The sequence below is a fragment of the Acidiphilium cryptum JF-5 genome (assembly GCF_000016725.1).
GTDB lineage: Bacteria > Pseudomonadota > Alphaproteobacteria > Acetobacterales > Acetobacteraceae > Acidiphilium > Acidiphilium multivorum.
Window position 1 is genome coordinate 1130019 of sequence record NC_009484.1, and the last position, 14851, is coordinate 1144869.

At 66.9% G+C, this 14851-nt stretch carries 14 protein-coding genes and 1 tRNA gene; 7 read left to right on the forward strand and 8 right to left on the reverse strand.

Going from position 1 to position 14851, the window contains the following annotated elements; all coding sequences use genetic code 11:
- The first annotated feature begins 29 nt into the window (after positions 1-29).
- Genes ACRY_RS07540 through trpS form a run of 3 tightly spaced genes read left to right on the forward strand, consistent with a single transcriptional unit; the run spans position 30 to position 3151 of the window.
- On the forward strand, positions 30-518 hold the full coding sequence (locus ACRY_RS07540) for a CHAP domain-containing protein (RefSeq protein ID WP_007423793.1): 489 nt from the start codon (positions 30-32) through the stop codon (positions 516-518).
- Between the two features lie 55 nt (positions 519-573).
- Positions 574-2106, forward strand: a complete 1533-nt coding sequence (gene murJ, locus ACRY_RS07545) for a murein biosynthesis integral membrane protein MurJ (protein WP_011941931.1) — start codon at positions 574-576, stop codon at positions 2104-2106.
- 43 nt (positions 2107-2149) lie between these two features.
- A complete protein-coding gene (trpS, locus tag ACRY_RS07550; protein ID WP_011941932.1) occupies positions 2150-3151 on the forward strand; it encodes a tryptophan--tRNA ligase in 1002 nt (333 codons plus the stop codon).
- A 59-nt stretch (positions 3152-3210) separates the two neighbouring features.
- Here the strand turns inward: trpS and pgmG are convergent, their stop codons facing one another.
- Both pgmG and galU read right to left on the reverse strand, forming a co-directional pair.
- On the reverse strand, positions 3211-4629 hold the full coding sequence (gene pgmG, locus ACRY_RS07555) for a phosphoglucomutase/phosphomannomutase PgmG (RefSeq protein WP_011941933.1): 1419 nt from the start codon (positions 4627-4629) through the stop codon (positions 3211-3213).
- Positions 4622-5521, reverse strand: coding sequence for a UTP--glucose-1-phosphate uridylyltransferase GalU (galU, locus tag ACRY_RS07560; protein ID WP_035188603.1), 900 nt, complete (start codon positions 5519-5521; stop codon positions 4622-4624). Before galU ends, pgmG begins: the two co-directional genes overlap by 8 nt.
- Before the next feature lie 118 nt (positions 5522-5639).
- On the opposite strand from galU, the gene ACRY_RS07565 reads away from it, so the two are divergent.
- Positions 5640-6062, forward strand: a complete 423-nt coding sequence (locus tag ACRY_RS07565) for a MaoC family dehydratase (RefSeq protein WP_007421771.1) — start codon at positions 5640-5642, stop codon at positions 6060-6062.
- A 7-nt stretch (positions 6063-6069) separates the two neighbouring features.
- Here the strand turns inward: ACRY_RS07565 and ACRY_RS07570 are convergent, their stop codons facing one another.
- From ACRY_RS07570 to ACRY_RS07585, 4 genes are all read right to left on the reverse strand, one after another.
- Positions 6070-6972: an alpha/beta fold hydrolase gene (locus tag ACRY_RS07570; protein WP_011941934.1), complete on the reverse strand. Its 903-nt coding sequence runs from the start codon at positions 6970-6972 to the stop codon at positions 6070-6072.
- Positions 6973-7061: 89 nt separating this feature from the next.
- Complete coding sequence (gene nusG, locus ACRY_RS07575) at positions 7062-7592, reverse strand: transcription termination/antitermination protein NusG (protein ID WP_007421769.1); 531 nt, start codon at positions 7590-7592, stop codon at positions 7062-7064.
- A gap of 9 nt (positions 7593-7601) precedes the next feature.
- On the reverse strand, positions 7602-7763 hold the full coding sequence (gene secE, locus ACRY_RS07580; protein ID WP_419465252.1) for a preprotein translocase subunit SecE: 162 nt from the start codon (positions 7761-7763) through the stop codon (positions 7602-7604).
- Between the two features lie 92 nt (positions 7764-7855).
- A tRNA-Trp gene (locus ACRY_RS07585) sits at positions 7856-7932 on the reverse strand.
- Between the two features lie 281 nt (positions 7933-8213).
- Here ACRY_RS07585 and ACRY_RS07590 point away from each other — a divergent pair.
- Positions 8214-8630, forward strand: coding sequence for a hypothetical protein (locus tag ACRY_RS07590; RefSeq protein ID WP_043509126.1), 417 nt, complete (start codon positions 8214-8216; stop codon positions 8628-8630).
- A gap of 220 nt (positions 8631-8850) precedes the next feature.
- Positions 8851-9612: a hypothetical protein gene (locus tag ACRY_RS19905; protein WP_196796284.1), complete on the forward strand. Its 762-nt coding sequence runs from the start codon at positions 8851-8853 to the stop codon at positions 9610-9612.
- On the opposite strand, the gene ACRY_RS20580 is transcribed toward ACRY_RS19905, so the two are convergent.
- Both ACRY_RS20580 and ACRY_RS07600 read right to left on the reverse strand, forming a co-directional pair.
- Positions 9596-10192, reverse strand: coding sequence for an ISAs1 family transposase (locus ACRY_RS20580; protein WP_155856406.1), 597 nt, complete (start codon positions 10190-10192; stop codon positions 9596-9598). The genes ACRY_RS19905 and ACRY_RS20580 overlap by 17 nt on opposite strands.
- Entirely contained in the window at positions 10111-10734 is a 624-nt protein-coding gene (locus ACRY_RS07600; RefSeq protein ID WP_011941937.1) for an ISAs1 family transposase, read from the reverse strand. Before ACRY_RS07600 ends, ACRY_RS20580 begins: the two co-directional genes overlap by 82 nt.
- Positions 10735-11260: 526 nt before the next feature.
- On the opposite strand from ACRY_RS07600, the gene ACRY_RS07605 reads away from it, so the two are divergent.
- Positions 11261-14779, forward strand: a complete 3519-nt coding sequence (locus ACRY_RS07605; RefSeq protein ID WP_011941938.1) for an autotransporter-associated beta strand repeat-containing protein — start codon at positions 11261-11263, stop codon at positions 14777-14779.
- The last annotated feature ends 72 nt before the right edge of the window (positions 14780-14851 follow it).

The window sequence follows — 14851 nt, forward strand, 5'->3', positions numbered from 1 at the left end:
GCCGGCTGACTAGCAGGTATTCTCTGCCCATGCGACTCGCCCTGCCCGCCCTCGCGGCGCCGCTGCTGCTCGCCGCCTGCGCCACCTCGCGCTTCGCCGGATACGGCACCCCGACCACGCTCACCTGCGTGCCCTATGCCCGCGCCGTCTCCGGCATCGAGCTCACCGGCGACGCCTGGCGCTGGTGGGACGAGGCCGATGGGCTCTACCCCCGCGCGCACCATCCCGTCCCCGGCGCCGTGCTGGTCTTCCGCCGCCACGGCGCGATGACCGCGGGCCATGTCGCCGTCGTCACCCGCGTGCTCGGCCCGCGCGAGATCCTCGTCACCCAGGCCAACTGGCTGCCCGGCCGCCTCCAGCGCGCCACCCCGGTGCTGGACGTCTCGCCCGCGAACGACTGGACCTCGGTGCGCGTCTGGTACGCGCCCGATCACGAGCCCGGCCGCACGATCTATCCCACCGACGGCTTCATCCTCCCCGCCCGCCCAAGGCTGGCAACCGTGCCCGCCACCCGCTAATGCTCTGCGCTCGTTCCGGCCGATCCGGCCGGGCGCCAACCGCCGAGGAGCGAGAATGCTGCGCAATGCGCTGACCGTGGGCGCCTGGACGATGGGCAGCCGGGTGCTCGGCTTCGCGCGCGACATCCTGATCGCCGCCCTGCTCGGCGCCGGCCCGGCGGCGGACGCGTTCTTCGTGGCGCTGCGCCTGCCCAACCTGTTCCGCCGCCTGTTCGGCGAGGGCGCGTTCAGCGCCGCCTTCATCCCCGCCTATGCCGGCGCCCTCGCGCAGGAGGGCGAGGCCCCGGCCCGCCGCCTCGCCGAGGAGGTCACCGCGATCATGGCGGTGTTCCTCATGGCCCTCACCATTCTCGGCCTGCTGTTCATGCCCCTGGTGCTCGACGTCCTGGCCCCCGGCTTCCGCGCCGATCCGGCGAAATTCGCCCTCGCGGTCCGGCTCTCGCGCATCACCTTCCCCTATCTCTGGCTGATCTGCCTCTGCGCCCTGTTCTCCGGCGTGCTGAACGCGCGCGGCCATTTCGCCGCCGCCTCCGCGGCCCCCATCCTGTTCAATGTCTGCATCATCGCGACGCTGCTCATCCTGCACGCCGCCGGCCAGCGCGTGCCCGAGGCGCTGGCCTACGGCGTCGCCCTGTCGGGGATCGTGCAGTTCGTCCTGCTCGCCTGGGCGCTCGCCCGCGCCGGCTCGCCGCTGCGCCTGCGCGTCCCGCGCCTCACGCCGGGCGCGCGCACCGTGCTGCGCCGCCTCGGCCCCGGGCTGATCGGCGCCGGCGTCACCCAGCTCAACCTCACGGTCGACACCATCATCGCCTCGCTGCTGCCCACCGGCACCGTCTCGGTGCTGTACTACGCCGACCGGGTGAACCAGCTCCCCCTCGGCGTCATCGGCACCGCGGTCGGCACCGTGCTGCTGCCGAGTCTCTCGCGCCAGTTCCGCCGCAACGAGACCGATGCCGCCCGCGAATCGCTCAACCGCGCCATCGCCGTCTCGCTGCTGCTCACCCTGCCCGCCGCCGCCGCCCTCGCCGCGATCGGCCTGCCGGTGATGCGCACCCTCTTCGCCCACGGCGCCTTTTCCGACGCCGACGCCGCCCGCAGCGCCGCCGCCCTCGCCGTCTATGCCTTCGGCCTGCCCGCCTTCGTGCTGGTGAAGCTGTTCGCCCCCGGCTTCTTCGCCCGCGGCGACACCTCCACCCCGGTCAAGACCGGGCTCGCCGCGGTCGCGATCAACCTCGCCCTCAACCTCGCCCTGATGCACCCGCTGCAACAGGTCGGCATCGCGCTCTCGACCAGCCTCGCCGCCTGGTTCAACGCCCTCGCCCTCGCCCTCCTGCTCCGCCGCCGCGCCGATTTCGCGCCGGACCGCGCGCTCGCCCGCCGCATCCTCGCCATCGCGCTGGCGAGCGGGCTGATGGCCCTCGCCCTGCTCGCCCTGCGCCGCACCGCGCTGATGCATCTCGCCCCCGTCGCCAGCCTCGCCCTGCTGATCGCCGCCGGCCTCGCCGTCTTCGCGCTCGCCGGCATCCTTCTCGGCGCCATCCGCCCGACCGAGCTGCGCCTGCTCCTGCGCCGCCCCAAACCCGCCTGAACGGCGCTTGACCGGGCCGCCGAAGCGCGCTGATACAGCGGCCATGGCACGCATATTTTCGGGCATCCAGCCCACCGGAATCGCGCATCTCGGCAATTATCTCGGCGCGATCCAGAACTGGGTCGCGCTGCAGGAGGGCAACGAGGGCATCTACTGCCTGGTCGACCTGCACGCGCTCACCGTCTGGGTCGAGCCCGAGGCGCTGCGCCAGCAGACGCGGGTGAACGCCGCCCTGCTCGTCGCCTGCGGCATCGACCCCGCCCGCAGCATCCTGTTCCACCAGTCGGCGGTGCACGCCCATGCGCGCCTCGCCTGGATCTTCAACTGCGTCGCCCGCTTCGGCTGGCTGAACCGCATGACCCAGTTCAAGGACAAGGCCGGCAAGGACCGCGAGGCCGTCTCCACCGGCCTGTTCGTCTATCCCAACCTGATGGCCGCCGACATCCTCGCCTATCACGCGACCGAGGTGCCCGTCGGCGAGGACCAGAGCCAGCATCTCGAACTCGCCAACGACATCGCGCAGAAATTCAACCACGATTACGGGGTGGAATTCTTCCCCGCCATCACGCCGCGCATCATCGGCGGCAGCGCGCGCATCATGAGCCTGCGCGACGGCACCAGGAAAATGTCGAAATCCGACACCTCGGACCAGAGCCGCATCAACCTCACCGACGATGCCGACGCCATCGCCCAGAAGATCCGCCGCGCGAGGACCGACCCGGAACCGCTGCCCGAGCGCCCGGCGCAGCTCGATTCCCGCCCCGAGGCCCGCAACCTCGTCGGCATCTACGCCGCCCTCGCCGGCATCACCGCCGAGGAGGTGCTGCGCCAGCACGCCGGCAGCGGATTCGGCCCGTTCAAGGAACGGCTGACCGAGCTCGCGGTGCAGAAACTCACCCCGATCGGCGCCGAGACCAAACGCCTCGCCGCCGATCCCGCCGAGATCGACCGCATGCTCCAGGCCGGCGCCGCCCGTGCGGCGGCCATCGCCGAGCCGATCGTCGCCGAAGCCGAGCGCCTCGTCGGCCTGCTGCCCGCGCGCTGAACGGAAACCGCCCCCGGTTCCGGCCGGGGGCGGATCATCAATCTTTGAAATTCAGTGACTTAATGCCCTGAGTTCGCCCCGGAGAAATCCGGCGCGAGGCCCGAGGCCGCGAGCTGCGAGGCGAGGATCTGCTTCAGCCGCGCCAGCCCCTCGGCCGACCCCGCCTCCGCCCGCGCCACCAGCACGGCCTGGGTGTTCGAGGCCCGCAGCAGCCACCACCCGTCCTCGGTCGTCACCCGCACCCCGTCGGTCTCCGACACGGTGGCGCCATCCGCCCGCAGCCGCTCGGCCACCTCGGCCACCACCTCGAATTTCCGGTCCTCCGCGCAGTCGAAGCGCAGCTCCGGCGTGTTGATCACCTGCGGCAGGCTCTTGCGGAAGGCGGAAACGCTCTCGCCGCTCCGGTTCACCGCGTTCAGCACGCGGATCGCGGCATAGATCGCGTCGTCGAACCCGTACCACTTGTCGGCGAAGAAAATGTGGCCGGACATCTCGCCCGCCAGCGGCGCGCCGGTCTCCGCCATCTTCGACTTGATCAGCGAATGCCCGGTCTTCCACATCAGCGGCGTGCCGCCCGCGGCGGCGATCTGGTCGAACAGCACCTGGCTCGCCTTCACATCGGCGATGATCATCGCCCCCGGATGCGCCGCCAGCACGTCGCGCGCCAGCAGCACGAGGAACTGGTCGCCGAACAGGATCTCGCCGGTATCGTCGACGATGCCGATCCGGTCGGCGTCGCCGTCGAAGGCGATGCCGATATCCGCCCCCTGCTTCTTCACCGCGGCCACCAGCTGCTCGAGGTTCTTCGGCACCGTCGGGTCCGGATGATGCGCCGGGAACCGCCCGTCGATCTCGGCGTTCAGCACCATGTGCCGCCCCGGCAGCGCCTGCACCAGCCGCGCGACGATCTCGCCGGCGGCGCCATTGCCGGTATCCCACACCACGTTGAGCATCCGGTCGCCGCCTTCCCAGTCCTCCAGCAGCCGGGCCAGATAGGCGTCGCTGACATCCTTTTCCTCGACCGAACCCTCGCCTTCCGGCTCCACATTCCCCGCCGTCGCCAGCCGCCCGAGCTCCTGGATCTGCGCGCCGAAGAACGGCTTGCGCCCGAGCATCATCTTGAAGCCGTTGTAGTTCGAGGGGTTGTGACTGCCGGTCACCATCACCGCGCCATCGGCCTCGGCGACGGTCGCCGCGTAATACAGCATCGGCGTCGGCCCGCAGCCGATATCGGTCACCTGCATGCCGCTGGCGACCAGTCCCGCGATCACCGCCCGCGCCATCGCCGGCGAGGAGAGCCGCCCGTCGCGGCCCACGATCACCCGGCTGCCGCCCTTGCGCGCGACCATCGAGCCGAAGGTTCGCCCGATCGCGAAGGCGTCCGTCTCGTGCAGCGTTTCGCCGACGATGCCGCGAATATCGTATTCGCGCAGCGTGCTGGCGGGGAATTGATGCGAGAAACCGGTCTTGTCATGCATCGGAATAAGCCTTCAGGAAGTGACGGATCGACGGCCCCAGGTCCGGACGCACCAGACCGAAGGCAATCTGCGCTTCCAGATAGCCCGCCTTGTCGCCGCAGTCGAACCGCCGCCCCTCGAATTTCAGCCCGTGGAACGGCGCCGCCCCGATCATCTTCGCCATCGCGTCGGTCAGCTGCACCTCGTTGCCGGCGCCGCGCTCCATCCGCGCCAGATGGCCGATCACCTCCGGCAGCAGCACGTAGCGCCCGATGATCGAGAGATTCGACGGCGCCTCCTCGCGTTTCGGCTTCTCGACCAGCCCCTTCACCTCGACCAGATTCCGCTCCGTCGCCCCGGTCTTGAGCACGCCGTAGCGGTGCACCTGCTCCATCGGCACCTCCTCGACGGCGACGACATTGCCCCCGGTCGCCCGGTAGGCGTCGGCGAGCTGGCCGAGGCAGGGGGTCTGGCTCAGCACCAGGTCGTCCGGCAGCAGGATGGCGAACGGATCGTCGCCGATGAAGGCCCGCGCGCACCAGATCGCGTGGCCAAGCCCGAGCGGCACCTGCTGGCGCACCGTCACGATCGAGCCCGGCTCCATCACCTCCTCGTGCAGCATGTCGAGCGCGTCCTGCTTGCCGCGCTCGGCCAGCGTCGCCTCCAGCTCGAAGGCGATGTCGAAATGGTCGATCAGCGCCGTCTTGCCGCGCCCGGTGACCATGCAGAACTGCTCGATCCCGGCCGCCCGCGCCTCGTCGATCGCGTACTGGATCAGCGGCTTGTCGACGACGGGCAACATCTCCTTGGGAATCGCCTTGGTGGCCGGGAGGAATCTCGTCCCCAGGCCGGCAACGGGAAGAACGGCTTTTTTCAATGGTTTGATCGGCAAAACAACCTCCCGGACTATCATAGGGCGCGGGATGCGCGGTATCGAATGGACGCCTTCCGGACCTTGTGGCAGGTGTGACGTCCAACTTCACTGCCACGGTGCGACGCGGCGGACAAGAACACGCGAGGAAGGCCAAAACATGGCGGAATTGGTGAAGCTCGGCCACAGTTTCGAGACCGATCACGTTTTTCATGAAAGTGCGTCCCGGGCTTTTGCCCTGCTGGTGGGCGACACCAACCCGATGCATCACGACGAGGCGAAGGCGAAAGCCTCGCGCTATGGCGGGCTGATCGTCAGCGGCACCGAGACCACGGCGCGGATGATGGGCCTCACCGCCGCGCATTTCGCCCGTCTCGGCCCGACCGTCGGCATGGAGTTCAGCTTCCGCTTCCGCCGCGCGGTGCCGATGGGCGCGCACGCCCGCATCCGCTGGGAGGTCACCGAGCTGGACTACAAGCCCGGCCTCGGCACCATCGCCATCTGCGCCGGCACCCTCACCCTGCTCGAATCGGGCGAGGTCGCGGTCGAGGGCACCAGCAAGGGCGTCCTGCTCGAACGCTGAGCCGCGCTCACCCCGCCGGATGCTCCGGCACCGGCGCGCCGGTGAGCCAGGCCCGGATCATCGCGTTCACCGATTCGGGCGCCTCCTGCTGCACCCAGTGCGACACGTCCGGCAGGTAACGCAGCGTCAGGTCGTCCACCAGCGCCCCGGTCCCCTCGGTCAGCTCCCGGCCGAGCGCGACATCCCGCTCGCCCCAGATCATCAGCGTCGGCACCGCGAGCCGCTTCGCCGGCGCGAGCCCGCGGAACGGGTTGCGGAAATTCGCCCGGTACCAGTTGATCATCGCGGTCAGCGCGCCGGGGATCAGCGCGTTCTGCCGGTAGACCTCCAGCACCTCGTCGGGAAACCGGCTCTTGTCGATCGCGGCGCCGCGAAACGCCCGCGCGATCCAGGCGGCCCGGTTCGCCGCCAGCACCCGCTCCGGCCAGCGGGGGATCTGGAAACCGAAGATGTACCAGGAGCGCCGCAGCTGCTTCCAGGTCCTGAGCCCGCGCGCGAACAGGTACGGATGCGGCATGTTCATCACGATGAACCGCTCGACCGGCCGCACCCCGTTCAGCACGAACAGCCAGCCCAGCGCCCCGCCCCAGTCATGCGCGAGCAGCACCACCCCCTCGTCGATCCCGCGCGCCTTCGCCGCGTCGATCAGCCCGGCGACGTCGCGCAGCAGATGCGAGATGCGATAATTCTCCACCCCCTCCGGCCGCGAGGAGTGCCCGTAGCCGCGCAGATCCGGCGCCCAGGCGGTGTAGCCAAGGCTCGCCAGCAGCGGCAGCTGGAACCGCCAGGAGAAGCGCGATTCCGGGAACCCGTGCAGGCAAAGCGCGAGCTTCTTCCCCGAACCCGCTGAATCCACGACAAATTCGAGCCCGTTCGCCGGAACCCTGATCGTCTCTGTCGCACCGTCCATGCCCGTCTCCCGGCTCCGTCCACCCGTTCAGCGATCGGCATCACCCGGCCGGGTGATGCCCCGTCACCGGCAGGACGGAGGAGAAAGGTTCAGAGTTTCTCGACCTGCCCGTATTCGAGTTCGACCGGCGTCGACCGCCCGAAGATCGAGACCGAGACCTTCACCCGGCCCTTGTCCTCGTCGATATCCTCGATCACGCCGTTGAAGCTGGTGAACGGCCCGTCGGCCACGCGCACCTGCTCGCCGATCTCGAAGACCACGGCGGGGCGGCGATGCTCGGTGCCTTCCTGCACCTGCTGCAGCATGCGCTGCGCCTCGGCCTCGGAAATCGGCGTCGGCTTGAGCTTGGTGCCGAGGAATCCGGTGACCTTCGGAATGTCGCGCACGAGGTGCCAGGCGTCGTCGGTCATTTCCATCTTCACCAGCACGTAGCCGGGGAAGAACTTGCGCTCGGCGTTGACCTTCTGGGCGCGGCGTATCTCCACGACCTCCTCGGCCGGGACCATCACCTGCTCGATCTGGTCCGCCAGCCCCTTCTGGGCCGCGGTTTCCATGATCTGGGTCGCGATCTTCTTCTCGAACCCGGAATACACATGCAGCACGTACCAGCGTTTTGCCATGACCCTGCCTCAATTCCCGACGCCGAACAGCAGCCGCATGCCGAACCCGATCACCTGGTCCACCACCAGGAAGAAGACGATGGTCACCACGACCATCGCCAGCACCACACCGGTGGTCACCAGTGTCTCCTTGCGCGAAGGCCAGGTGGTCTTGGACGCTTCGCTGCGCACGTCGCGCAAGAACTTCGCCGGGTTGAACGCCAATGTCTGAGTGCTCCACGAAAAACAAGAATCGCTGCCGGCGCCGGCCCTCGGGTTCCGGCTGGCAGGGGTGGAGGGTCTCGAACCCCCAGCCTCCGGTTTTGGAGACCGGCGCTCTAGCCAATTGAGCTACACCCCTGCGGGCTCGGACTGCCCGCACACCGTGCGCGTCCATCCGCCTTCCACAACGACCCGGCCCCGCTGTCAAGAGCGCCACCCCGTCCGAAGACCGCGCGCGTGGCCCGCACGGCCATTTCGGCAGCATCCATGCCCGTCCCCCGCACGAGGCATGCCGCTTCGGCAAGGAGCCGGGGCCAGTGTCCCGCCCCTGAAATTCGCGGGTGAATTTCAGGAACAAGCAGGCCGCTAAATCATTGATTTTCTAGCATCCGCCCGAACCCGCCGCGCCGGATCGCGGCCATGGTTCCCGGCGCTCGACAACTCCTCGCGAAGCCCCCACCGATAAACGAAGCCGTCGATGAACCGCTTGTCGTCAGCGGGACAATCCAGCGCCAGACCTTCCCCGGCAACCATCGCGGCGGCCGCGTTCAGCCCGCGTTCGCGATGGTATCGGGCCACGTGATGGAGCGGCTCGGCCCGATGCGGGCGCTGACCGCAAGCGGCCAACGCGCTCCGCAGGAACGCCCCGTCGTCCCCGCGCCGCCGGCAGCAGCGCGCCTCCCGGAGTCGCGCAGACTACGCCTCCTCGTCCATCCGCCCGGCATCCCGGCAGCTCTGCGCGAGGCAAAAGACATGCCGGCGGCCTTCCGGCGCGCGGGCGAGCGCCACGCTCATGACGGGCAGAGATTTCGTGCAGTCCGCATCGCCAGCTTCTAAAATCGCAGCGATCGCCATCAATCATGAATGACTCCGGAAATCCACGATTTACTTGAGCGAATACGCACGAACGCGCCGGTGATTATGGCCCGCCCCGTCTGAAATTGTTCAGATCAAGAATAATTTGATACAATTCGAAATATTTTATCAAATTAAATTAAATAATTATTAATTCATTATGTTGATTTAATATAATTCGTCCAGAAAAATGAGAATAAGCATGATTAAGTATACGGTCCGCGCTTCTGGTCCATTGCGAGATTCTGCTGCAACAATATCATTTGTCCAAATCGCCCTCCGCGCGTTTTTTATAATATCCGTTTCACTTCTAACCCTTGCACCAGGATATGTTTGGGCAAACGGTGGAAACGGAGGGGGAGGAATCAATTCCGGCCTCGCAGCAACCCTCGGTCTCGCGCCCGCCGGCGCGGGTGGTACCGGCGGCGCGACAACTCCGACATCCGGTCAAGCCGCTGGAGTGCAAGGAAGTCAAAGCGCCGTCGGCGTGGTCACTAACGGTCTGGGCACGGGCGCCGGAGGCGGCGGGGGCGGCGGCGTCAATTTGTCCGATGGCATCGGCGGCGCCGGTGGAAATGGCGGAAACGGCAACCTTCTGCTGTCCATTCTCAGCACTTCTCCCGGCGGCACGGGCGGTAGCGGCGGTTCCGTTGGCAGCAATGCCACGCAGATCGACAACGCCGGCGCCGTTGCCGGCGGGGCGGGCAATGCCGGAACCGACGGAACCGGCACGCTCAATCTTCTCGAAGGCGGAGGTGGCGGCGGCGGCGGCGGCGGTGGGTCAGGCCTCGTTGTGACCGGAAGCGGAAGCTCCAGCAACTCGACGACCGGCACGATCACCGGAGGGGCCGGCGGTCATGGCGGCAGCGGCGATGCCAGCGGCAACTCGGGTGGTGGTGGCGGCGGTGGCGGGTCCGGTGGCGTGGGGCTGCTTCTCACAGGGCTGTTCAATGCTTTGGGATAGTAATGAGTGTGAGGAGGTGTTTGAGTCCGGCGAGAGCTGCGCGGTAGCGGTCTTGGCTGAGGGTGCTGGCGGTGGCTTTGCTGTTCATCAGGATGTTGAAGGCGAAGCTGCGCAATCGGGCGATGACGCCAGGGTTGGTTCGGATCCGGGATCGATCCTCGGCGAAGGTAACGTCTCGGACATAGTGGGAGGAATTTTCGATGCCCCAATGTGCGCGGATGGCCTTGGCGGCGATGGCGGCGGTGAGCGATGTGTTGGCGACGTAGAAGGCGGTGTCGTGTGTCAGCTTGAGCAGGCCGGTTTCGGGATTGCGGGTGGCGATTGCGCGTTCGACATGAATGATGGCGGTGACATGGGGATGCCAGTCGGTGCCGGCGAGCGCGCAGGCGGGATCGAAGACGGAGACGGTGCGGGTTTCGTCACGATTGCGGCCGCGGTCGCGGGTCCGGAAGACGTCGTATGGGGCGCTCGATGTGGCGATATGGTGGATCGCCTGCCTCAGCGTCGGTTGATTGTCCTTGACCTGGACGATGAGGCTGATGTTGCCCGCCTGGGCGACGTTGAAGGCTTTTTTTGGCAGTGCAGGGCATCCAGGGTGACGAGTGTGTCCTTGGCGATGCCCAGTTCGGCGAGCAGCGTCTGGGCGGCGGGGATCTCGCTGGATTTCTCGCCGATCTCGACATGAGCGAGCACCAGCTTGGTGTCGGTGGCGAAGGCGCTGAGCACATGAGCCGCGGTGCGGTCATGGAACCTGTCGAAACTGCCGCGTAGGGTCTTGCCGTCGAGCGCAATGCTGGCCGTGCCGGGCTTGGTCCTGGCTGCCTGCAGCAGTGCCGCGTGGCGTCGGAACGCGGCCTCCACCGCGCCTGGATCGAGCCCCTGGAGGATGTAGCGGATCGCCGTGTGCGAGGGCGCCCGGCGCCATTTCAGGCCGAAGCTGCGGTTCAACCGGCGGCGATGGACGTCGATGAAGGTGACGATGCCGCGATACGAGTTGCTGCCGCTGATGATCGCCAGGATCGAGAACAGCAGGACATGCGGCAGCTTGTAGAGCTTGCCTTCCGCGCGCCGCGGATCGGGAACCTCTGCCAGTATATCGAGCAACGAGCTGAACGCGGCCATGACAACCTCCGAATCGGTTGCCTTCCCAAGAATCCCAAATCCCGCCGGTCGGGAATCCCCGCGCTCCCCGAAAAATCAATTCTCTCCCAGATGTTGCGCATCGGACTCACCCCAACTCAGAAATCAGCATTGAACAGCCCTGCTGCTTCTCACGGGCGACGGCAGCTTCGACAATGCCGGGCAGCTTGCCGGCGGCACAGGCGGTTTCGGCGGCACCACCGATAATGGCGGCGGCGGCTCGGGGGGAGATGGCGGACTGGGAGCCGCCCTCACCAATGGGGGTAGTCTAATCAACTCCGGCAGTATTTCCGGTGGCAATGGCGGGATCGGCGGCGCCAGCACGGGCGGGAATGGTTCATTTGGCAATGGTGGCGCCGCAATCACCGGAACAAACCTCTCCATCATCAATAGCGGAACGATTTCAGGTGGTCTGTCCGGGAACGGCAGCACGCGCGCCGAAGCCATTCAGTTCACGGGCGGCACGAATTCTCTGGAGATCCGCACGGGTTCCAATATCATCGGCAATGTGAGCGCCACAGCCGGAACCAACGCCCTTATCCTGGGCGGCACGGTGAACGACAGCTTCGATACGTCGACGATCGGATCTCAATATCTCGGCTTTTCCGCCTATCGGAAGACCGGCAACGGCACCTGGGCCCTGACGGGCTCCACCTCTGCGGTAACACCGTGGACAATCGATGCGGGCACGTTATCCATCTCGGCGGCAGGCAGCCTGGGCGCGGCGGGCAGCAGCCTCACCTTCAACGGCGGAACTCTTCAGTTTTCCAACACTTTCGATCTTGCGAGCGGAAACGCCATCGTGCTCGCGGCCGGTGGCGGATCCATCGACACGAATACCTTCGACACGAGCATATCGCAGCCGGTCTCCGGAACCGGAAACCTCATGGTCTATGGCCTCGGCCAGCTGACTCTTGCTGGAGCCAACACATATTCGGGCACGACAACGATCGGCAACGCAACCACCCTGAACCTTGGCCCTGGTGGCGCAATTGCCGATTCATCCGGCGTCGTTGACAATGGCGCCTTCGATATTTCGGCCACCAGCCATGGTGCATCCGTTGCCGGTCTCACCGGGACCGGCACCGTATACCTCGGCAACCAGACCCTGACCCTGACCAGTGCAAGCGGCATTTTCTCCGGGAACATCTCCGGAAGGGGAGGCCTTGTCCTGACAGGCGGCACCGAAACCCTCGCCGGAACCAGCACCTATGCCGGCAATACCAGCATCACGGCGGGCACGCTGGCCCTCGCCGGCGCCAGCTCCATCGCCAGCTCTTCCAGCCTCATCGATAACGGCAGGTTCGATATCTCCGGCGCATCGGGCAATGAAACCATTGCCGCCCTGACCGGCTCCGGCGCCGGCGCCGTCACCCTCGGCGCCAACAACCTGATCATCAGCAACGGCAGCGGCACCTTCGCCGGAACCATCGCAGGCGCCGGCGGGCTTCAACTTGCCGGCGGCACGACAACCCTCGCCGGAACCAGCACCTACGCCGGCAATACCACCATCACGGCGGGCACGCTGGCCCTCGCCGGCGCCAGCTCCATCGCCAGCTCTTCCAGCCTCATCGATGACGGCACGTTCGACATCTCCGGCGCATCGGGCAATGAAACCATTGCCGCCCTGACCGGCTCCGGCGCCGGCACCGTCGCCCTCGGCGCCAACAACCTGATCATCAGCAACGGGAGCGGCACCTTCGCCGGCACCATCGCAGGCACCGGCGGGCTTCAACTTGCCGGCGGCACGACCACCCTCGCCGGAACCAGCACCTACGCCGGCAATACCAGCATCACGGCGGGCACTCTGGCCCTCGCCGGCGCCAGCTCCATCGCCAGCTCTTCCAGCCTCATCGATGACGGCAGGTTCGATATCTCCGGCGCATCGGGCAATGAGACCATTGCCGCCCTGACCGGCTCCGGCGCCGGCGCCGTCACCCTCGGCGCCAACAACCTGATCATCGGCAACGGGAGCGGCACCTTCGCCGGAACCATCGCAGGCGCCGGCGGGCTTCAACTTGCCGGCGGCACGACAACCCTCGCCGGAACCAGCACCTACGCCGGCAATACCACCATCACGGCGGGCACGCTGGCCCTGGCCGGTGCCAGCTCCATCGCCAGCTCTTCCAGCCTCATCGATAACGGCACGTTCGATATCGCCGGCGCATCGGGCAATGAAACCATTGCCGCCCTGACCGGCTCCGGCGCCGGCACCGTCGCCCTCGGCGCCAACAACCTGATCATCAGCAACGGGAGCGGCACCTTCGCCGGCACCATCGCAGGCACCGGCGGGCTTCAACTTGCCGGCGGCACGACCACCCTCGCCGGAACCAGCACCTACGCCGGCAATACCAGCATCACGGGCGGTACCCTGCTGGTGTCGAATGACTCGGCCCTCGGCGCAGCAGGCGGCAATCTCTTGCTGAGTAGCGGCGGCACGCTCGGTGCCATGTCGCCGTTCGGCACGGCGCGCCTGATCGATGTCGCCAACACCGGTGGCAGCCTTGCCGGCCCGGCCGGAACCTCTCTCGACCCGACCACCGCCAATGCCCTGACCTTGACCGGAACGCTCAACCTCGCCGGAACCCTCACCACCAGAGGCACGGTGATCGACAACGCCACGAGCCAGACCAACACGGGAACCGGCAGCGCGCCGGTTGTCTCTGTCGCGAATGGTCTTTTCGAGGTCGGAGACAGCATCCATGGCAGCACCGTTCTGCACGCCATGGTCACCGTCGATGCCAGCGCCATTCTGCGCGGTCACGGCACCATCGCCGGCGATGTCGCGAACAATGGCGGCATTGTCGCCCCTGGCGGCACCATCGGCGTCATGACCGTCACGGGCAACTACGCTCAGAACCCTGCCAGCACGCTCTCGATCGAGATCACCCCCAACGATCAGGCGCCCGGCATCAGCTACAGCCAGCTCGCCGTGACGGGCTCCGTCCAGCTCGCCGGCGGCCTCGCCGTCAATGCCGATTCCGGCATCTACCGCCCCGGCTCGCGCTACGACATCGTCCATTCCGGCGGCGGTGTCTCGGGACAATTCTCAACCGTCGCCTACAATTCCGCGCTCGCCAGCTATCTCTTGCCGCAGGTCCAGTACACCGCCGACAATGTCTATCTCAGCCTGAACGTCGGCCCTCTCGCCTTTTCCTCGGGCAGCGGCGTCGCCGGCAATGCCTACATCATCAATCAGGACATCCTGGACACGACGGATGCGGTCCTCGCCTCGCGGAAAGGCTTCTGGCTTCACGGATTGGGCAGCTTCGGCCAGGCCAATGACGGGAATATCACCGACGGGGGCGCCATCATCGGCTATGGAGCCCGGATCCGGCCCGGCTTCCTTCTCGGCGTCGCTGTCGCCGGCACCGCCAGCAGCAGCAACACCGCCTACCAGCAGATCTCAAACCGCCAGATCAGCCTCTCCGACTACGGGATCTATCGGCACGGTCCATGGCGGATCGCGTTGACGCTGGGCCTCGGCCATCTCGGCGTGAATTCCCGCCGCAGCCTCGTGCCGAGCGGTCTGGTTGCAACGGGAACCGGCCATGGATGGTTTCTGGGTTCCGGCGTCAACGCCAGTTACACCGATCATATTGACCGCGGCTTCATCAGGCCTTTCGTTGCCGCACGCTATCTGCACGTGTCCCAGGAAGGTTTCGCTGAACATGGCGCCGGCTTGCTCGATCTTGCCTATGGTCGGCAAGGCAACGATCTCGGTGCGATCGGCGCGGGCGCCAGAGCCGGGTACCAGATCAGGACCTTCGGGCTCGATCTTGAGCCCTGGATCGAGGTCGGCGGCACGTCCTATCTCGGCAACCGCCTGCTCGCTTCCACCGAGACTCTCGGCACCGAGACCATGCCGGTGAGCGCCCAAGCGGCGCCAAGCGCAACCCTCGACACCGGGCTCGGACTGACCCTCCGCACCCAGCACGGCTGGAAAGGCCGGCTCGTCTATATCAGCCGCAGAGGCGACAACACCTCCCTGAATGCATTCAATTTCACGGCAACCTGCAATTGGTAGCGACAGGAATTGCCGCCCGCAGAGCGGGGCGTGGCGGCAAGCTGGCCGGCGACGATCGGCCAGAAAAACCCT